This window comes from Frisingicoccus sp., assembly GCF_048388605.1.
Taxonomy (GTDB): Bacteria; Bacillota; Clostridia; order Lachnospirales; family Lachnospiraceae; genus Frisingicoccus.
In genome coordinates, this window is record NZ_DBGCTU010000007.1 from 41,090 (window position 1) to 59,917 (window position 18,828).

Here is an 18,828-nt window from a genome sequence, read left to right on the forward strand (position 1 = left end):
ACATGGAAAATATCCTGCAGATAGAGAATCTGACGAAAAATTATCCCGGGTTTTGCCTGGACAATATTTCATTTTCAATTCCCAAAGGCGCTATTGTCGGCTTGATCGGCGAGAATGGCGCAGGAAAAACCACGACAATAAATCTTATTCTTCATGCCATTGAAAAGGATAGCGGGGAAGTTTTTGTTTTCGGTAAAGACCATCTTGCATATGAGAAAGAAATAAAGCAGGATATCGGCGTTGTGCAGGATGAATGCAACTTACCATTGATGTTTACTGCTGCTGATATTGAAGCTGTCATGAAGAAAATTTATAAAAATTGGGATCATGAGCAGTATTGGGCGCTTATCAAGAAATTTAATCTTCCGCATGATCAAATGATCTCTTCCTTTTCTAAGGGAATGAAAATAAAGATGAATTTTGCTATTGCCCTCGCCCACAAATCCAAACTTCTTTTGGTTGACGAAGCGACGAGTGGGCTCGACCCTGTGATGCGTGATGATGTGCTGGATCTGCTTCTTGAATTTGTACAAAATGAAGAAAGCAGTGTCCTGTTTTCTTCGCACATAACAAGCGATTTATCAAAAATAGCGGATTATATAGTTTTTTTGCATGAGGGTAAACTGCTTTTTTATAAAATAAAGGATGATCTGATTTATCATTACGGCCTTGTACACTGCGGCTATGAGCTATTCAGCCAGTTTGATAAGAACGACATTCTTGCATGGCGCAAACAAGATTATGAATATCAGATTTTAGTTGCGGATAGGGATTGTGTTTCACGAAAATATAAAGGTTGTGTTATTGATCCGGCAACTATTGACGATATGATGCTTTTATATATCAGAGGTGAAAAATGACAGGCTTAATTACAAAAGATTTTTTAGTGTTTCATCGGAGGTTCAACAAATTTTATAAATTGCTTTGCGCAATCGTTCTTATTGGAGTGATCGTATTGATTCCTGAAAATAGCGCGATGTACATAGGAATGCTGTTACCTGTTTTCGGCGTTGGTTTCCTCGCAGAACTGAGCAGAGTGGAGGAAGAAAGCGACTGGAAGGATTATTTACCCGCCCTGCCCTTGACAAGCCGTGAGATTGTTCTGAGTCGTTACATGTTCTGTGGGATTCTCCTTGCCGCGTTATCTTTTGTCAGCTTTCTCTCGTGCATGATCGCGCCGCTGATAAGCAGCATCACCTTGGCTGAGGCGATGTTCTACTTTATTTCGGGCATATGGTATGCCGTCCTGGTGCTGTCCTTCGGTGTTCCATGCGGGTATTTTTTCAAAGGAAAGGTCTGCACCGGGGCAATGTTGTGGGCAGTCGGCATCTACGGCGTCATACACAATACCGGAGTAGATATGCTTTTGTTTAGGCTTGATTCACTTGCTGTCTATGCTGCGGTCATCCTGGTTACCGCTTTTATGATGTATGTTTCGTATCGGATTTCACTGTGGATCTATACAAAAAGAAGGTATGCAAAATAAATAGACACTAAATGAAAGAAAGGTGTAAGTGAAAATGAAAAAACTGTTTACTGTAATTCGTCAGGGGAAACTTGAAGAAGTAAAGCGGATAATTGAGAAAAAGCCCGAACTGGTTAATTGTGTCTCTGGAGCTTTACCCAAAAAAGACCATGGGCAATCTCCCCTTCAGGTTGCACTGAAAACCGGGAACTATGAAATCGCAGATTATTTAATTTCTCATGGAGCAGATGTCAATTTTATGGAAGCTGAAGATGATGACCCGGGCTTGCGTGCGCCGGTACTTTTTGATGCCATCAATGCTACAATTACATCGCTTTGCTATAAAAGAGTCAGTGAGTCTGAAATTGCACTTAGTTATGTAAAACTGTTGATCGAAAAAGGTGCGGATGTAAACAAGCTGGCCTCGAATGGATATGATGCGATAAATTGGGCGGTCAGTAAAGCAGAATTGCTGTTTGAACGTACAGGTATTTATTCAGAGGTTCAGGAGGAGGTGCGTAGACAGCTTGCGAAAATCTTAGACCTGTTAATCGAAAACGGTGCTGATTATGTCGCTTGGGCAAATAGAGGTCATTATCCTAAACCTTATCCGGGACCGAGTAATAAGAGCATGTTTCTTGATGATTTTATTCCCGGGGATGAAACAGATGTTGATAGGAATAAGAACCTGCGAGCATACATTCAGGAGTACTTTAAAAATAGAAATTTACATGTTTAATAAAGTTATAAATCAAAATTAGAAAGAGGCAAAAAACTCCCGGCAGATGATTACGAAGGCAAATGAAAGCCTTCTATGTAAATAAAGGAGAATCAGATGATGGAGAATAGAGTGATGGTTTCGGGACAAAATAGTGTTATGGATAATTTTGTTAAAACCGATGATATATTGAAGGATATGTGCGGGATAATCGAGTCCTCACAAAAAGCAGCATATCAGGCGGTCAATACAGCGCTTGTTCAGAGAAACTGGCTGATTGGATACCGTATTGCGGAAGAAGAGTTTGGCGGAGAAGCACGTTCTGAGTATGGTTTGAAAACGATTAAAAATCTTTCCGAAGAATTGACAAACCGCTATGGAAAAGGGTATGACAGAGTTACGCTATACCGTTGCCTTAAATTCTACAAGATGTTTCCGGAGATTGTTGCCACAGCGTGGCAACAATCCGGCAGTCTGCTTTCATGGTCTCATTACAGAATATTATTGCAGGTAGAAGATAAGGAAGCCCGTGCGTGGTACGAAAAGGAAGCGTTGGAGCAGACCTGGGGCGTTCGCACCTTACAGAGAAATGTTTCATCGCAGTATTATTATCGTATGCTTCAGACCCAGAAGAAAGAACTTGTGAAACATGAAATGGAGGAATTGACAGCCGGGTATCAGAGCGATAAGCTGGAGTTCGTTAAAAATCCGGTCATTGCAGAATTTCTGGGGCTTTCCTCAAATACCGATTTTACCGAAAGCGACCTTGAGAAAAGTATCCTCTCCAATTTGCAGAAATTCCTAATGGAGCTTGGAAAAGGGTATGCCTTTGTTGCGAGACAGCAGCATATTCGTACCGAAAAACAGGATTATTTCATTGATCTCGTTTTTTATAATTATATTCTCAAGTGTTTTGTTTTGATTGACCTGAAAACGGAGAAGATTACCCATCAGGACGTCGGACAGATGGATATGTATATCCGCATGTATGATGAACTGAAGCGGAGTGAAGGCGATAATCCGACAATCGGTATTGTGCTTTGTTCGGACACGGATGAGGATATTGCGAGATATTCGGTGCTTCATGGTAACGAGCAGCTATTTGCTTCCAAGTATAAATTATATCTGCCAACAGAAGAGGAACTCCGGGCAGAAATCGAGGCCCAAAAAGCGATGTTTTATTTGCAGCAGCAGGACAAGCAGAAAGCGGAAGGCCAGGAAGTCCTCTGTCCCCGCTAAAAAAACAGCACATAGATAGAGCGAGGGCGTCGCTCTATCATCGGATTTGATGATTTTGCAACGCCCTCTATTTTGCTCGATTTATTACAATTTAATCTGGAAATCCGCGTAAGCGCTGCTTCCATGTTCATGGCCGTCGAGACCGTCCAGTTCTTCCTGTTCGGAAACACGCAGGCCGATGGTTTTATCGATAACTTTGAAGATGATGATGGCCATAACCACGGTGAAAGCGCCGACAGCGACAACGCCGAGAGTTTCAACGCCGATAAACTGGATCCGGCTCATACCGTATTCTTCAAGAACTGAAGATTTTGCGAATACACCGGTGAGGATCGTTCCGATCATACCACAGCCCCAGTGAACGCCTGTGGCGCCGACAGGGTCGTCAATTTTGAGAACCCGGTCAACAAATTCGACAACAAGGACAACTGCGAAGCCGCAGATGACGCCGATAGCCAGAGCGCCGTAGTTGGATACGATATCACAGCCGGCGGTGACGCCGACTAAACCGGCCAGAGCGCCGTTCATTGTCATGGAGATATCCGGTTTTCCGTAGCGGACCCATGTAAAGAAGAGCGCGACTAAGGTAGAGGCAGCGGCCGCCAGATTTGTTGTCATGGCGATATTGCCAAGTTCCGGAGATGCGGCGGTCGTGGAGCCGCAGTTAAATCCAAACCAGCAGAACCAGAGGATAAATGTGCCCAAAGCGCCTAGCGGGAGATTATGTCCCGGAATGGCATTTGGTTTGCCGTCTGCACGATATTTTCCGATACGAGGCCCGAGGATTGCGGCGCCGATCAGAGCGCACCATCCGCCGACAGAATGTACGGCTGTGGAACCGGCAAAATCATGGAAACCGATGGAAGACAGCCAGCCGCCGCCCCAGATCCAATGACCGGTGATCGGATAGATAAAAATACTGATGCATGCGCTGTAGGCCAGATAGGCAGAGAATTTTGTACGTTCAGCCATAGCGCCGGATACGATCGTAGCCGATGTGGCGCAGAATACGGTATGGAAAATCATAAATACACCGATTGGGAGCGCCAGGCCGAGTCCGGACTGGAGAGAGGCTTCCAGACTGTAAGGGTCAAAGAAACCGGATAAACCGATGATGCCGTTTCCCTGGCCGAACATAAAGCCGAAGCCGATGAGGAAAAAGGCGATAGAGCCGATGACAAAATCCATCATATTTTTCATAACAATGTTTCCGGCATTTTTAGCCCGGGTAAAACCGGTTTCTACCATGGCAAAACCGGCCTGCATAAAGTAGACGAGGCATGCTGCGATCATTGTCCACACGATATCTAATAAATTATATTCCATAATGGGTACCCTCCTTTAAAAAGCAAATGTAAGTAAAATATTTCTGTCAAAAATTTAAAGAGCATCTGCACCGCGTTCGCCGGTACGAATTCGAACCGCATCGAGTACATCATAGATGAAGATTTTGCCGTCGCCGTAATTGCCGGTGGTGATCTCCTTAACGACCCGTGCAATAATTTCTTCCGCCGCCTCATCCGCAACGACGGTTTCTACCTTTACTTTCGGCAAGAGGTTGACAGCGTAGGTTGTTCCGCGATACATTCGGGTGTAACCTTTTTGATTGCCGTAACTCATAATGTTGGTGATCATGACACCACTGGCCCGAGAATCATCCAGGATTGCTTTTAAGCTTTCAAGCTTTTCCGGTTTAATGACCATTTCCAATTTTTTCATATGTTTTCCCTCCTTCTGAAAAAAGCTGCGGCACAGGGTATTTGCACCCAAAACCACAAAAAAAGACGCCTTCGGATGAGCTCTGTTCATCTGAAGACGCCTTCGTCTTAACATGTGTTTTATTATATTCTCAAAATCTGGAAAGTCAATTGAAAATTTACAAAAAATTTATTTTTAGGAAAATCTCACAAACATTTTTTGAGATTCAATAAATTTTCAGATAATTTATCAGAACATTTTTTCCAACTCGCCAAGATAAGAGTCAAAGACTTTTAAGGCGGATGTTGTCGGTTCCGTTGTGGTCATATCCACGCCGCAGGATTTTAATAAATCGATGCAGTCCATGGAACAGCCGCCGCGGAGGAAGCGCTTATAGTCATCGAGAGCTCCGGGCTCGCCGGAGAGAATACGTTTGCCGAAGGCAATGGCTGCGGACATGCCGGTGGCATACTGATAGACATAGAACGGCGTGTAGAAATGAGGGATCCGCGCCCATTCCATAGCAATTTCCTCATCAATCACCATATCCGGTCCAAAATAGAGTTTATTTAAGTTTTTATAGATTTCGCAGAGCGTATCACAGGTTAAAGCTTCTCCAGCGGCTTCCTTTTCATGGGTGATCTTCTCAAATTCGGCAAACATGGTCTGACGGAAAAGGGTTCCTTTGAACTGGTCCATCAGATGATTCAGAAGATAGGCTTTTTCTTCTTGTGTTTCCGCTTTTTTCAGCAGGTAGGAAATGAGAAGATATTCGTTGCAGGTTGAGGCAATCTCGGCGACGAAAATATTATAGTTGGAATTCACGTAGGTTTGACTGGCATTTGTATAGCAGGAATGGAGAGAATGTCCCATCTCATGGGCCAGAGTGAAGACATTGTCCAGATTGCCCTGATAATTCAGCAAAACATAAGGATGTATGCCGTAAACACAGGTGGAATAAGCGCCGCTCCGTTTGCCCTGATTTTCATAAATATCGATCCAGCGGTTGTTGAAACCTTTTCTTAAAAGTGCCAGATAATCTTCGCCCAGCGGGGCCAGACCTTTAAGGACGATATTTTTGGCCTCCTCAAAAGGGATTTCCGGTGAATGGTATTCAATGATCGGCGTGTAAACGTCATACATATGCAGTTCTTCAACGCCGAGAAGTTTTTTGCGGAGTGCCACATAGCGGTACATAGACGGAAGAAAATGATGCACGGTGTCGATCAGCCGGGTGTACACGGAGGTTGGTATATGATAACTGTCTAGATGGGCTTCCAGAGTGGAAGTATATTTCCTTGCCCGGGTATAAAACAGCTCTTTTTTGACATTGGCGCTGTAGGCCGCGGCCAGAGTGTTTTTATAGGCGCTGTAGGTATGATAGAGAGCCATAAAAGCATCTTTGCGGACCTGTCGGTTCCGGCTTTCCATCAGGGAAATGAAACGTCCATGAGTGATTTCTATCTGTTCGCCGCTGCCGTTGTCAATGGATGGAAAACGCAGATCCGCATTGTTGAACATATTGAAAATCGTTTGGGGACCGTAACTCATATCGGCGCTTAAAGAGAGCAGTTCTTCCTCTCCGGCCGAGAGGGTATGAGTCTTCTGACGCAGTGTGTCATCAAGAAAATGACGGTAGTTTTCGAGTTTCGGTTCTTCGGCAAACCAGTTTTCGAGAATTTCCGGTGTGAGGGTGAGAATCTCCGGAGACTCCCAGGCGATGGCGGAGAAGAGAGCAGTATAAAGGCTGAGGGCCCGGCTTTTCATAGCCTGAGCGGCTGTATTGGCCGTATCTTCATCAGAATACTGGAAGGCATAGCTGTAGAGCCGGTCAGCCACTAAAAGCTGTGCGTCCTTTTCTTCCAAGTAAGCCTGCAGATCTGCAGCGGACCGACTGATTTTTCCGCGGAAGGCGGCGAGTTTTTCTATGTTTGATTCGGCCAGGGAGAGGGCCTCGGAGAAAGTGGTTTCATCGGCGCACAAAGGCGTCAGATCCCAGGTATTTTCCCGGCTTATTTCAGAGCGTTTTGGATTGCTGTTTGTGTTTGTCAGCATAATTCACATTCCTTTCTTTGATTCTTTGTTAATTTTATCCAAAATCGGATAATATAAGTATAATAATTTATTGTTTTTTTATCAATAATCCATTGATTTTTTTTTATCAATCGTATAGAATGAATGTGACAATTTCATAATGAGAGGAATTACTTATATGAGAGGGAGAAAATTATGAAGAAAAGAACAAGAAAGATTCTTTTAGGCGTAATGACACTTGCAGTAACTGCTGCACTCTGCGCTTGCGGAGGCGGCAAGGGAGACGAGTCTTCTGCAGAGAGTAAGAACTCTTCGGAAACAACGACCACAGAAGCCGAAAGCACAGCCGGAGGTACTGCCGTTAAAGGCGGCGAAGTTACCGTAGGTATTGCCCAGGATCTGGATAGTCTTGACCCACACAAAATGGTGTACGCAGGAACTAAGGAAGTTTTATTCAATGTCTTTGAAGGCCTTGTAAAGCCTGATAAGAGTGGAGACCTTATACCTGCAGTTGCAAGCGAGTATGAGGTTTCAGAAGATGCGAAAGTTTATACTTTCACATTGAGAGATGGAATCACATTCCACGATGGCACACCGGTCACCGCGGAAGATGTAAAATATTCGATTGAACGTTATGCGGAGATTCAGGGTGAAGGCTCCGCATTTTCTATTTTGGAAAGTGTGGAGATCGTTGATGAAAAGACAGTGAAGGTTAATTTGAGCGAAGGAAATTCAGAATTTCTTGCAAATCTGACACTGGCTGTTCTTCCGCAGAGCAATGAAGCTAATTTTGAGACTCAGCCGATCGGAACCGGTCCTTTTAAATTTGTATCCTTCACACCGGGTCAGAGCCTTGTTGTTGAAGCTTACGATGGTTACTGGAATCCGGAACTGCCGTATCTTGATAAAGTGACATTTAAGATTGTTGCCGATACAGATACAGCAGTGACAGAATTGCAGGCCGGCACATTGGATGTATGGCAGTATTTGACAGATGATCAGGTTGCCACTCTGACAAGCGGATTTAATATTCTGCAGGGTAATGTAAACTATGTTCAGGCTTTGTTCCTGAATAATGATTTCGAGCCGTTTAAGGATGTTCGTGTTCGTCAGGCGATGAACTATGCCGTAGATAAGGATGCGATCAATGAAATGCTCTTCGGCGGCAAGAGCCATCTGATCGGAACGAATATGATTCCTGCTTTCTCCAAATATTATAATGAGGAAACAGAAAACGTTTATACAAGAGATGTTGAGAAAGCCAAAGAGCTTTTGACCGAAGCAGGATATCCGGATGGTTTTGATTTGGTTATCCGTGTACCGGATAACTATAAACCGCATGAGAGCACCGCTGAAATCATCGTTGAAAGCCTGAAAGAGGTTGGCATCAACGCAACCATTCAGCTGGATGAATTCTCAAAATGGGTTGAAGAAGCTTACACAAATCGTGAGTTTGAAGCGACAGTCGTTGCCGTTGATGGAACCTTATCTCCGGGAAGCTGGCTGGAAAAGAATCCGAGTGATGCGCCGAAGAACTTTACAAACTACAAAAATGAAGAATTTGATGAAACTTATAAAGCAGCATTAGCAACCGTTGATGATGCGGAAAAGGTTGAACTTTACAGAAAATGTCAGATGATCCTGGCAGAGGATGCAGCATCTGTTTATATTCAGGATGCGGCAAACCTTGTAGCTGTCAATGAAAAACTGGATGGCTATGTATTCTATCCATGTGCAGCCCAGGATATGTCCGGCGTACATTTTGTAGAGTGATCAAAAGCTGAACAAGCTGAACTAAAGAAGCAATAAAATAGAAGGGGCACGAAATAACCATGAAATACATGATAAAAAAAATAACAACTCTCATTATAACTTTGTTACTTGTATCCGTGGTTACTTTCGTGGCCTTTTCTGTGATTCCGGGCGACCCGGCTCTGGCGAAGCTCGGAACCTATGCTACCCCGGAGCGGGTGGAGGCCCTCAGGGAGGAGATGGGCCTGAATAAATCTCTCCCGGAGAGGTATGTCGACTGGCTTCAGGGAGCTCTTCACGGCGATTTTGGCGAGTCCTATCAGTATGCGGGAAACGCAGTCAGCGATCTCATCAATCAAAGGCTGCAGGTGACGGCGCTTTTGGCGGTCATGGCGTTTATTATTATTCTGGTGATCTCAATTCCGCTGGGAATCATATCCGCGCGGAAGGAAGGCACCTGGATCGATGTTTTTATCAATTTGTTTACCCAGGTAACGATGGCGATACCCGCCTTTTTCCTGGGAATGATCTTAACCTACTTTTTTGGATTGACTCTTAAATTTTTCCAGCCGGGGAAATTTGTCATGCCTCAGGAGGATTTTGGGGCATGTATTCGTTATCTGTTTTTCCCGGCCATTGCCATTGCAATCCCTAAAATTGCCATGGTGGTGAAATTTTTAAGAAATTCTGTACTCAGTGAAGTGAAAAAAGACTATGTTCGTACGGCTTACAGCAAAGGAAACCGCACGAAGAAAGTATTATATATACATGTTTTTCAAAATGCTTTGATCCCAGTCATTACTTTTATTGCCATGGTGGCGGCCGAGATTCTGGCCGGAAGCATTGTGGTGGAACAGGTATTCAGTGTGACCGGAATGGGAAGACTTCTGGTAACGGCGATTTCATACCGGGATTATCCGATCGTTCAGGCAGTCGTCCTTTATATTACACTGATTGTGATCATCATTAATTTTATTGTAGATATTCTCTATCAGTTCGTAGACCCTCGGGTGCGGACAGAATAGGAGCATAAGATGAAGCGAAAGAAATGGAACTATAATTTAACCATCGGATTGATTTTGACGACAATTGTTGTCCTGATGGCAGTGATCGGACATTTTTGGACGCCCTACGGGCCGACAGATATGAATTCGATGCTGAAAAATGCTCCGCCCACATTTGCTCATCCCTTTGGCAACGACAATTTTGGCCGGGATATTTTAAGCCGGATCATGAACGGTATGGGAACGACCTGCTTTGTTGCTCTGTGTACAGTGGGGATCGGCGTTGTTTTTGGAACAATCATCGGGGCGATTACCGGATTTTTCGGCGGTTGGCTGGATGAGATCATCATGCGTTTGAATGATGCCCTCAGCGCTTTCCCAAGCGTGCTTCTGGCGTTGATTTTTATCAGCCTTTTGGGGCCGGGGCGGAATAATATTATTTTTGCCCTCGGTATTCTGTTCATTCCGAGTTTTGCCCGTATTGTGCGAAGTGAGATTATCCGCTATAAAGAACTGGAATTTGTCAAAAGCGCCCAGGTGATGGGGGCCGGCAAAATTCGTATTATTTTCGTTCATATATTGCCGAATGCGCTGGTCAGCATGCTGACCTCCGCGACAGTTGGTTTTAATAACGCCGTACTGGCGGAAGCCAGTATGAGTTACCTTGGTTTGGGCGTACAGCCGCCGGAACCGAGTCTTGGCCTGATGCTTTCCGATGCCCAGTCCTTTTTGCAGATCGCACCCTGGTATGCCATCTTTCCGGGTCTTACGATCGTCATTATTATTTTAGGTTTCAGTATGATTAGTGAGGGCCTGCGCGTATATCAGGCGAGATAGGAGAAAACGATGGGTGAGAAACTTTTAGAAGTAAAAAATTTAACCATTGGATTTCCGGGAGAAAGCGGAATGCGCACGGTGGTTGATGATGTGAGCTTCTGTGTCGGCTATGGTGAGATCGTCGGCATTGTCGGCGAATCCGGTTCGGGCAAGAGTATGACTGTGCAGACGATTATGGGACTTAAAAACCGGGATGCCCACATTATGTCCGGCGAGATCCTTTTTGACGGCAAGGATTTGCTGCGGATATCCGATGAAGAACTCTCCAAAATCCAGGGGAATGATATGTCCATGGTTTTCCAGGAGCCGATGACTTCCCTGAATCCGGTGAAAAAGATCGGTTGGCAGGTAGCGGAGAGCCTTAAGATCCATACGCCGATGCCCGATGAAGAAATTCATGGAAGGGTTGTGGAGATCCTTGCCAATGTGGGGCTGCCGAAGCCGGAAGAATTGTGTCAGAAGTATCCCCACCAGCTTTCGGGAGGTATGCGTCAGCGAGTGATGATCGCCATGGCGATGATCTGCTGGCCGAAGCTTCTGATTGCTGATGAGCCGACGACCGCACTGGATGTGACGGTTCAGGCCCAGATCCTTCAGTTGCTGCGGAAAATCCATATGGAAGCCAATACATCCATTTTATTTATCTCTCATGATCTGAATGTGATCAAAGAAGTTTGTCAGAAAGTCATCGTTATGTATCAGGGAAAGATCGTGGAGACTGGATATACGGAAGATGTTTTGTATCATCCGAAACATGATTATACGAAGCATTTGATCGCTGCCATTCCGAGAAATCAGGAAGATATCCGGGAAGATGATCTGGTGATGCAGGCAAAGGATTTGAACGTTTTTTATTCGGTGAAGGAGCGGGGCATATTTGGGAAAAGGGAAAACAAACATGTGCTGCAAAATGTTAATTTCCATATTCGCCGGGGCGAGATTCTCGGCCTGGTGGGAGAGAGCGGCTGCGGAAAATCCACACTGGCAAAATGTATTGTCGGATTAAATAAAAATTATACAGGAGAATTAGACATTCGGGAGGAGCATCCCCAGCTTGTGTTCCAGGATCCCTACAGTTCACTAAATCCGATGAAAAAAATAGGATGGATTCTGGAGGAACCGCTGAAGGTTCATGGAATGAAGGATAAGGCAAAGCGGAAAGAACTGGTTGCTCAGATGCTTACCCAGGTCGGCCTGGACGCGTCCTATGCTGACCGGTATCCGAATGAACTGTCCGGCGGACAGAGGCAGCGTATCAGCATCGGCGGCGCTTTGATTTTAAATTCCAAATTCATTGTGGCTGACGAGCCGGTGTCAGCGCTGGATGTGACGGTCCAATCCCAGGTGCTCAATCTTCTTTTGGATCTGCATCGAACCCATCAGCTGACCTATTTATTTATTTCCCATGACTTAAATATTGTCCGCCATTTCTGCAATCGTGTGATTGTTATGTATCTCGGTGAGATTGTCGAGGAGGCCGAAGTTGAGGAAATCTATGAGGATCCGAAACATCCGTATACGCAGCTTTTATTTCACTCCATATTGACGGATGAGCGGAAACTGCAGCATATCACCGATGTGGAGCAGAGCCGGGAGGATGCGGCGGCGGAGGGCTGTCCGTTCTATCACCGCTGTATGAGCCGGAGTGAAGTGTGTCGTGAAAAACGGCCGGAACGTGTCAACCTCAATCCGGAGGGCGAGAAGCCCCATTGGGTCAAATGCTTTAAATATCAATAATAGATGCTGCGCATGAGCGCGCTGCGTCAAGCTTCGCGCGATAAGGTATGCCTATTCAGGCATCCCGTATGTCAGATGCTGCGCATGGGCGCACTACGTCAAGCTTCGTGCGATAAGGTATAATTTCAAGCAGGGATGTGCATAATCATGGACATACCCTGCTTTTTAAAAAAGAGAAATAATAACGTCAAAAGTCATTGCTTTTGACGGTGGTTTTTTTGAAAAATTCAGGGGAAGAAAAATATGAAACGGAATATTAAATTACTTATGGAATATGACGGCGGCCGTTATGACGGATGGCAGCGTCTCGGAAAGAAGAGCGGCGGAACAACGATTCAGGGGAAAATGGAGGAAGTGCTCTCAAAAATGACCGGCGAGGAAGTGGAACTGATCGGTTCGGGCCGAACGGATGCCGGCGTTCATGCCCGGGGGCAGGTGGCGAATTTTCATACGGACAGCGATATGAAATGCTGGGAGATGAAATATTATCTGAATCGCTATCTGCCTCAGGACATCGGGGTTCTCTATGTGTCGGATGTGCCGGAGCGGTTTCACAGTCGTCTGAATGCGAAAGCAAAACGTTATGTTTATCGGGTGGCCATTGGCGATGTACCGTCAGTTTTTGACAGAAAGTATACATGGTACTGCTTCGACAGGCTGGATGTCGGCCTTATGAGAGCCGGAGCGGAACTGATGGTCGGGGAGCATGACTTCAAAGGTTTTTCTTCGTTGAAAAAGAGCAATAAATCAACAGTGCGTACGGTTCGCCGGATTGATTTTGATGCGAAGGAAAGAGAGATTGATCTCATTTTTGAGGGCAACGGTTTTCTCTATAACATGGTACGCATTATGGCGGGAACTTTAATTGAGATCGGAACCGGGGACAGGGAGCCGGAGACGATTAAAGAGGTCTTTAGGACGAAGAATCGGGAGAAGGCCGGAATGACATTGCCGCCGCAGGGACTGTTCCTGGATGAAGTATTCTATGAGTGATAAAATCCATTAGGAGGCCGGATAGATGGTTAAAATTGAAGGGAAGTCCGTATTTGGCGGGGTTGCCATCGGACCCATTGGAATTTTAAAGAAAAAAGAAAAAAAGGTGGTCCGCAGCCATGTGGATCAGACGGAGGAAGAGATTAAGCGTTATGAAAAGGCCAGCAAAGAGGCGGAAGACCAGCTCCAGGCGCTTTATGAGAAGGCTTTGGAAGAGGTTGGCGAGGCCAATGCAGACATTTTTCATGTGCACCAGCTGATGTTGTCGGATATGGACTATGTGGAATCCATCACAAATATGATTCGTATGCAGAATGTGAATGCGGAGTATGCGATTGCTATGACCAGTGATAATTTTTCAACCTTATTCGAAATGATGGATGATGACTATATGCGTGCCAGAGCCGCCGATGTGAAGGATGTTTCCAACCGTCTCATCCATATTTTGAGCGGCCGGGAGGACGACCCGCTTCAAGGAGATGTACCGGTGATCCTGGCGGCGGATGATTTGGCTCCAAGCGAAACCGTCCAGCTGGATAAATCGAAAATTCTGGCTTTTGTGACACGATATGGTTCGGCCAATTCCCATACGGCGATCCTGGCCCGGACGATGAACATTCCGGCCATTATCGGCGCGGATTTCCCGGAAGACTGTGATGGAAAGACGGCGGTGGTTGATGGGGAAACAGGCTGCCTGTATATAGAACCGGCACCGGAAATTCTTCATCAGATGGAAGAAAAGCAGCGAGAGGAACAAAAAAAACAGGAGATGCTGCAGACTCTGAAGGGCAAGGAGGATGTCACCCTCGGGGGAAAGAAAATCAATCTTTACGCCAATGTGGGAAATGTGTCCGATGTTATGATCGCTTTAAAAAACGATGCATCCGGCATCGGTTTGTTTCGGAGTGAATTTTTATATCTGGAGAAAGATCATTATCCGACGGAGGAAGAACAGTTTCAGGTGTATAAAACGGTGGCGGAAACAATGGCGGGCAAGAAGGTCATTATACGAACTCTGGATATCGGCGCAGATAAACAGATCGGATATTTTGATATGGAGCCGGAGGAAAATCCGGCGATGGGCTATCGGGCAATCCGTATCTGCCTCGACAGAGAGGATATTTTTAAGACACAGCTTCGCGCCCTTTATCGCGCCAGCGCCTATGGCAATATTGCGATCATGTATCCGATGATCATTTCGGTGGAAGAGGTTCGAAAAATCAAAAAGATTTCTGCCCAGGTTCGGCAGCAGCTTTCCGATGCGGGTATATCCTTCGGAGAGGTGGAAGAGGGCATTATGATTGAGACGCCGGCTGCGGCTATTATCAGCGATCTGCTGGCGGAGGAAGTCGATTTCTTCAGCATTGGAACCAACGATCTGTCCCAGTATACGCTGGCCATCGACCGGCAGAATCCGAAACTGGATACCTTTTTTGACCCGCACCATCCGGCGGTGCTCCGGCTTCTTCAGATGGTGGCCGACAATGCCCATAAAGTCGGTATATGGGTCGGCATTTGCGGAGAACTTGGCGCCGATCTGTCTTTGACAGAAAGCTTTATCCGAATGGGAATGGATGAACTTTCCGTGTCACCGGCCATGGTTTTGCCGGTGCGTCAGAAAATCCGGGAGACAAACGGATAATTTTAAAAGTTATGTAAATTATGAGACTGTCGGTTAATAGATAGTTTTAGACAGGCAGGTATGTGGCTCGGGGCGAGTCACATACCTGCCTGAAATGTCTTCAAAACTTTATTAAATTCCTGCGGCACGTCCATATCGGGCGGCCGCAAGCTGGTAAAACCAAATATCTCTGATCTCATCGGGAATGTTGATATTTTCCCCATCTTTACAGATGATATCCAACGCAGCGTAATGTTCTTTGAGCTGAGAGATATGCTCTTCCAGAATCTTCCGGCGATTTTCTTCTGCCGAAAACCCAATAAAATAAAGCTTTGCCAATTCCGGGTTCTTGCTGCTGTACATCAAATGACACCTGCTGTCTACAATTTATTACCCATTCAGGAAGAGGTGCCTGCCGAGCAGTCATATAGAGTAAAAGCCGATGGAAGAATTATAGATATCGTGATATAATTTGATGTGTTTAATGAGAAAAAAATCGTAATTTACGGAGGAAATGATCATGAGGAGAAAAGATAGAGAAATAACGGATTCTTTGCGAATCGCAGACATTATAAATCGGTGTACCTGTTGCCGAATCGGGTTTTATGATGATGGAGAGATATATGTCGTTCCGCTTAATTTCGGATATGAAGTAAAAGATGATTCTTATGTATTCTATTTTCATGGGGCAAAAGAAGGGCGAAAAATAGATTTAATCCAAGAGAATCCTAAGGTTGGCTTTGAGATGGATACGAATTATGTTCTTAAGGAGGCGGATACTGCCTGTGATTGTTCGGCTCAGTTTCAAAGTGTCATTGGTAATGGCATTGTGAGTATGGTGTCTGAGGCGAGTGAAAAAAAACGGGGACTTTCTCTTTTGATGGAACATAATACCGGGAAAAAGGACTGGAATTTTGACGAAAAGATGCTTTCCTCGGTTGCTGTTTTCAAATTGGCGGTCACAAAAATGAGTTGTAAAGAGCATAAATAATTAAAAAAACTCTTGACTTGGAGTTAACTCCAGGTTGTATGATATGTTTGTCACTATAAAGGCATGGTGCAGCGCCGGACAGGAGACTTAAGTAATGACGATTAGGGAAGTATGTGAAAAATATGATATTACACCGGATACGCTCAGATATTATGAGCGGGTTGGTGTTATCCCGGAGGTGACGAGAACAGCAGGCGGCATACGCAATTATACAGAAGAGGATATTAAATGGGTTGAAAATGCTATTTGTATGAGAAGTGCGGGTGTTCCCGTGGAAATGATCATTGAGTATGTGCGCCTTTTCCGGATGGGCGATGATACTTTTGAAGATCGGTGTAATTTATTAAAGAGAGCAAAGGCAGAGGTCGAAGCGGCCAGAAAGAAATATGATGATGAGCTGAAACGCCTCAATTATAAGATTGCTAAATATGAAGAGGCCATACAAACGGGAGTTCTTAACTGGAATGATGAAGAGATGAAGGAGGAATAAGAGATGATTTACAGACAGTTTCAGGATATTAAGTTATCCGGATTGGGACTTGGCATGATGCGCCTTCCAGTAATTGACGGAGATGATGCAAGAGTAGATGAAGCAGCATCAGCAGAAATGATCGATTATGCCTATAAGAACGGCATAAATTACTTTGATACAGCCTGGGGGTATCACAATGGAAATTCAGAGATTACTGCGGGAAAATTCTTATCAAAGTATCCAAGGGAGAGTTACTATCTTGCAACCAAGTTTCCCGGCTATGATAATTCCAACATGCCTAAGGTGAAGGAAATTTTTGAAGAACAGCTGAAGAAGTGCCGGACAGAGTACTTTGATTTTTACTTATTTCATAATGTCTATGAGGGTAATATTGATGATTATCTTAATCCTGAGTTTGGAATTTTTGATTATCTCATGGAACAGAAGAAGAATGGCCGCATCAGACATCTGGGATTTTCAGCCCACGGCAGTGCAGAAGTTATTAAAAGATTTCTTGCTGCGTATGGCGAGCATATGGAATTCTGCCAGCTTCAGCTTAATTATATGGACTGGCATTTTCAGGAGGCAGAGGCTAAGTATCATTTGATGAAGGAGCATGGAATTCCGGTATGGGTTATGGAGCCTCTTCGCGGCGGAAAATTAGCGGCAGCATCTGAGATGAAGGAAAAGGCATTAAGAGAAATGCGCCCTGATGAGACGATCCCGGCATGGGCCTTCCGGTTTTTGCAAAGTCTTTCTGAGGTAACAATGGTACTTTCCGGCATGTCAAACATGGATCAGCTTAAAGCGAACATTGAAACCTATGCGGAGGATAAACCGCTCAGCAAGACAGAATTTGATAAGCTTATTGAAATTGCAGATGAGGAAATCAAGCAGGGCGGACTTCCGTGTACGGCATGTCACTATTGTACGGCGCATTGCCCTAAGGAACTGCCTATCCCGGAACTTATAGCTCTCTATAATGAGCACAAGATTACAGGCGGCGGATTCATAGCTCCTATGGCTGTAGGAAGTATGAAGCCTGAAAAGCGCCCTGCAAACTGTATAGGCTGCAGAAGCTGCGAGCAGGTATGTCCTCAGCAGATTAAGATATCTGAGATGATGACGGATTTTACAGCAATGATTGGAATGTGAGAAAGATGCAGCCTTTGAAGTCGTAAGGGCCGAGGGATAGATATCGTGATATGATTTGGTGTGTTTAATATGAGGGGGAAGCATATGTTCAGATATGTTCATACAAATATTATAGCGAAAGATTGTCAAAAGCTGATAAATTTTTATAAAGAAGTATTCCGGTGTAAAACTATAGGTGAGACAAGAAATTTGCGCGGAGAATGGCTTGATCGATTAACCGGCATTTCCAATGCGCATATAGTTGGGGAACATCTTTGCCTGCCGGGATATGAGGAAGACCATCCCACACTTGAAATATTTTCCTATGATACGATGGAAAACGCCGACAGTAGTCTGAATAAATGCGGAATAGCACATCTTGCATTTGAAGTAGACGATGTGGAAAAGACTTTACAGCTCTTACTTCAAAAGGGCGGCAGCCAAATCGGAGAAGTAGTAAAGACAAAATATGAGGATGGACGGGAAGCCGTTTTTGTATATGCAACAGATTGTGAGGGAAATATTGTTGAATTACAAAGCTGGTCATAGGCTGTAAGTAATCAATTCTCACGATGAATTCAAATATAGTTGGGGTGAGGACGGCACCCTGATCAAGTGGGACTATGTTTCTCCGTCTTATACTGATTTTCACAAAGAGGATGAAAACTTTACCAAAATGGTTACCGAATATTCAGATGACTTTTTTGAGTTCTATGGGAAGGTTATGGCCGATAGAGAACGATATAAAAATGATCGTGCCGTTTTAGATAATCAACCGATGAATTTTTTTGATGTTTCCTGCTTACCGTGGGTGAAATACAAACACTTTGATGTTCATGTTTTTGATGAGGGGAAATTCCTTGCTCCCGTGGTAACTTGGGGCAAGTATGAGCAGGAAAACGGCAGACTGATGATGCCGCTTACGATGAATATCCATCATGCTGTTGCGGATGGATTCCATCTGTCCAGTTTTTTTAATGAAGTACAGGATATGATAAATACTTTTGTATAAACAAATCGGAATTTGTGGAGAGATTTCCTGAACTTTCCTTATTTTACAGGCTTTTCAGCCCATTAAATAGTGAAATGATATGTATTTTCCCTTATTTTTGCCCTTATGCGGAATCCGCAAG

19 protein-coding genes are annotated in these 18,828 nt (G+C 44.7%); 15 read left to right on the forward strand and 4 right to left on the reverse strand.

Translation table 11 applies throughout. From position 1 onward, the window contains the following. Window positions 1–2 precede the first annotated feature (2 nt). The 4 genes from ACMN7X_RS01525 to ACMN7X_RS01540 all read left to right on the forward strand — a co-directional run bounded on the left by ACMN7X_RS01525 (window position 3) and on the right by ACMN7X_RS01540 (window position 3,422). Window positions 3–860, forward strand: coding sequence for an ABC transporter ATP-binding protein (locus ACMN7X_RS01525; RefSeq protein ID WP_418745739.1), 858 nt, complete (start codon window positions 3–5; stop codon window positions 858–860). After that, window positions 857–1,486, forward strand: a complete 630-nt coding sequence (locus ACMN7X_RS01530) for an ABC-2 transporter permease (protein WP_418745740.1) — start codon at window positions 857–859, stop codon at window positions 1,484–1,486. Before ACMN7X_RS01525 ends, ACMN7X_RS01530 begins: the two co-directional genes overlap by 4 nt. 34 nt (window positions 1,487–1,520) lie before the next feature. After that, window positions 1,521–2,204, forward strand: a complete 684-nt coding sequence (locus ACMN7X_RS01535; protein WP_418745741.1) for an ankyrin repeat domain-containing protein — start codon at window positions 1,521–1,523, stop codon at window positions 2,202–2,204. A 96-nt stretch (window positions 2,205–2,300) separates the two neighbouring features. Continuing rightward, window positions 2,301–3,422 carry a PDDEXK nuclease domain-containing protein gene (locus ACMN7X_RS01540; protein ID WP_418745742.1) on the forward strand — a complete coding sequence of 374 codons (1,122 nt, stop codon included), beginning with the start codon at window positions 2,301–2,303 and terminating at the stop codon, window positions 3,420–3,422. An 84-nt stretch (window positions 3,423–3,506) separates the two neighbouring features. Here ACMN7X_RS01540 and ACMN7X_RS01545 read toward each other — a convergent pair whose 3' ends face one another. The 3 genes from ACMN7X_RS01545 to pepF all read right to left on the reverse strand — a co-directional run bounded on the left by ACMN7X_RS01545 (window position 3,507) and on the right by pepF (window position 7,175). After that, on the reverse strand, window positions 3,507–4,748 hold the full coding sequence (locus ACMN7X_RS01545) for an ammonium transporter (protein ID WP_418745743.1): 1,242 nt from the start codon (window positions 4,746–4,748) through the stop codon (window positions 3,507–3,509). A 54-nt stretch (window positions 4,749–4,802) separates the two neighbouring features. After that, entirely contained in the window at window positions 4,803–5,141 is a 339-nt protein-coding gene (locus tag ACMN7X_RS01550) for a P-II family nitrogen regulator (RefSeq protein WP_418745744.1), read from the reverse strand. Between the two features lie 228 nt (window positions 5,142–5,369). Beyond that, a complete protein-coding gene (pepF, locus tag ACMN7X_RS01555) occupies window positions 5,370–7,175 on the reverse strand; it encodes an oligoendopeptidase F (protein ID WP_418745745.1) in 1,806 nt (601 codons plus the stop codon). Window positions 7,176–7,349: 174 nt separating this feature from the next. Between pepF and ACMN7X_RS01560 the strand changes: the two genes are divergently transcribed. From ACMN7X_RS01560 to ptsP, 6 genes are all read left to right on the forward strand, one after another. Continuing rightward, complete coding sequence (locus ACMN7X_RS01560) at window positions 7,350–8,927, forward strand: ABC transporter substrate-binding protein (protein WP_418745746.1); 1,578 nt, start codon at window positions 7,350–7,352, stop codon at window positions 8,925–8,927. Between the two features lie 59 nt (window positions 8,928–8,986). Beyond that, window positions 8,987–9,931: an ABC transporter permease gene (locus ACMN7X_RS01565; protein WP_418745747.1), complete on the forward strand. Its 945-nt coding sequence runs from the start codon at window positions 8,987–8,989 to the stop codon at window positions 9,929–9,931. A gap of 9 nt (window positions 9,932–9,940) precedes the next feature. Further along, window positions 9,941–10,747, forward strand: coding sequence for an ABC transporter permease (locus ACMN7X_RS01570; RefSeq protein WP_418745748.1), 807 nt, complete (start codon window positions 9,941–9,943; stop codon window positions 10,745–10,747). Between the two features lie 9 nt (window positions 10,748–10,756). Then, window positions 10,757–12,484, forward strand: coding sequence for a dipeptide ABC transporter ATP-binding protein (locus ACMN7X_RS01575; protein WP_418745749.1), 1,728 nt, complete (start codon window positions 10,757–10,759; stop codon window positions 12,482–12,484). A 243-nt stretch (window positions 12,485–12,727) separates the two neighbouring features. After that, window positions 12,728–13,477 (forward strand): tRNA pseudouridine(38-40) synthase TruA, encoded by a 750-nt coding sequence (truA, locus tag ACMN7X_RS01580; RefSeq protein ID WP_418745750.1) that lies wholly within the window; start codon window positions 12,728–12,730, stop codon window positions 13,475–13,477. A gap of 25 nt (window positions 13,478–13,502) precedes the next feature. Next, on the forward strand, window positions 13,503–15,119 hold the full coding sequence (gene ptsP, locus ACMN7X_RS01585) for a phosphoenolpyruvate--protein phosphotransferase (RefSeq protein ID WP_418745751.1): 1,617 nt from the start codon (window positions 13,503–13,505) through the stop codon (window positions 15,117–15,119). 111 nt (window positions 15,120–15,230) lie between these two features. Here ptsP and ACMN7X_RS01590 read toward each other — a convergent pair whose 3' ends face one another. Beyond that, the gene (locus ACMN7X_RS01590) at window positions 15,231–15,461 is read right to left on the reverse strand and encodes a hypothetical protein (protein ID WP_418745752.1); all 231 of its coding nucleotides are present in this window, start codon (window positions 15,459–15,461) and stop codon (window positions 15,231–15,233) included. Window positions 15,462–15,618: 157 nt separating this feature from the next. Between ACMN7X_RS01590 and ACMN7X_RS01595 the strand changes: the two genes are divergently transcribed. From ACMN7X_RS01595 to ACMN7X_RS01615, 5 genes are all read left to right on the forward strand, one after another. Further along, window positions 15,619–16,089, forward strand: a complete 471-nt coding sequence (locus ACMN7X_RS01595; protein ID WP_418745753.1) for a pyridoxamine 5'-phosphate oxidase family protein — start codon at window positions 15,619–15,621, stop codon at window positions 16,087–16,089. 94 nt (window positions 16,090–16,183) lie between these two features. Further along, window positions 16,184–16,579, forward strand: a complete 396-nt coding sequence (locus tag ACMN7X_RS01600) for a MerR family transcriptional regulator (RefSeq protein WP_418745754.1) — start codon at window positions 16,184–16,186, stop codon at window positions 16,577–16,579. Window positions 16,580–16,582: 3 nt separating this feature from the next. Next, entirely contained in the window at window positions 16,583–17,716 is a 1,134-nt protein-coding gene (locus ACMN7X_RS01605) for an aldo/keto reductase (protein ID WP_418745755.1), read from the forward strand. Between the two features lie 84 nt (window positions 17,717–17,800). After that, complete coding sequence (locus tag ACMN7X_RS01610) at window positions 17,801–18,244, forward strand: VOC family protein (RefSeq protein ID WP_418745756.1); 444 nt, start codon at window positions 17,801–17,803, stop codon at window positions 18,242–18,244. 10 nt (window positions 18,245–18,254) lie between these two features. Then, window positions 18,255–18,707, forward strand: a complete 453-nt coding sequence (locus ACMN7X_RS01615) for a CatA-like O-acetyltransferase (RefSeq protein ID WP_418745759.1) — start codon at window positions 18,255–18,257, stop codon at window positions 18,705–18,707. The last annotated feature ends 121 nt before the right edge of the window (window positions 18,708–18,828 follow it).

Bases quoted from the DNA above. Each gene is read 5' to 3' on its own strand.
- ACMN7X_RS01525 (WP_418745739.1), top strand. From the start codon at position 3: ATGGAAAATATCCTGCAGATAGAGAATCTGACGAAAAATTATCCCGGG.
- ACMN7X_RS01530 (WP_418745740.1), top strand. From the start codon at position 857: ATGACAGGCTTAATTACAAAAGATTTTTTAGTGTTTCATCGGAGGTTC.
- ACMN7X_RS01535 (WP_418745741.1), top strand. From the start codon at position 1,521: ATGAAAAAACTGTTTACTGTAATTCGTCAGGGGAAACTTGAAGAAGTA.
- ACMN7X_RS01540 (WP_418745742.1), top strand. From the start codon at position 2,301: ATGATGGAGAATAGAGTGATGGTTTCGGGACAAAATAGTGTTATGGAT.
- ACMN7X_RS01545 (WP_418745743.1), bottom strand. From the start codon at position 4,748: ATGGAATATAATTTATTAGATATCGTGTGGACAATGATCGCAGCATGC.
- ACMN7X_RS01550 (WP_418745744.1), bottom strand. From the start codon at position 5,141: ATGAAAAAATTGGAAATGGTCATTAAACCGGAAAAGCTTGAAAGCTTA.
- pepF (WP_418745745.1), bottom strand. From the start codon at position 7,175: ATGCTGACAAACACAAACAGCAATCCAAAACGCTCTGAAATAAGCCGG.
- ACMN7X_RS01560 (WP_418745746.1), top strand. From the start codon at position 7,350: ATGAAGAAAAGAACAAGAAAGATTCTTTTAGGCGTAATGACACTTGCA.
- ACMN7X_RS01565 (WP_418745747.1), top strand. From the start codon at position 8,987: ATGAAATACATGATAAAAAAAATAACAACTCTCATTATAACTTTGTTA.
- ACMN7X_RS01570 (WP_418745748.1), top strand. From the start codon at position 9,941: ATGAAGCGAAAGAAATGGAACTATAATTTAACCATCGGATTGATTTTG.
- ACMN7X_RS01575 (WP_418745749.1), top strand. From the start codon at position 10,757: ATGGGTGAGAAACTTTTAGAAGTAAAAAATTTAACCATTGGATTTCCG.
- truA (WP_418745750.1), top strand. From the start codon at position 12,728: ATGAAACGGAATATTAAATTACTTATGGAATATGACGGCGGCCGTTAT.
- ptsP (WP_418745751.1), top strand. From the start codon at position 13,503: ATGGTTAAAATTGAAGGGAAGTCCGTATTTGGCGGGGTTGCCATCGGA.
- ACMN7X_RS01590 (WP_418745752.1), bottom strand. From the start codon at position 15,461: ATGTACAGCAGCAAGAACCCGGAATTGGCAAAGCTTTATTTTATTGGG.
- ACMN7X_RS01595 (WP_418745753.1), top strand. From the start codon at position 15,619: ATGAGGAGAAAAGATAGAGAAATAACGGATTCTTTGCGAATCGCAGAC.
- ACMN7X_RS01600 (WP_418745754.1), top strand. From the start codon at position 16,184: ATGACGATTAGGGAAGTATGTGAAAAATATGATATTACACCGGATACG.
- ACMN7X_RS01605 (WP_418745755.1), top strand. From the start codon at position 16,583: ATGATTTACAGACAGTTTCAGGATATTAAGTTATCCGGATTGGGACTT.
- ACMN7X_RS01610 (WP_418745756.1), top strand. From the start codon at position 17,801: ATGTTCAGATATGTTCATACAAATATTATAGCGAAAGATTGTCAAAAG.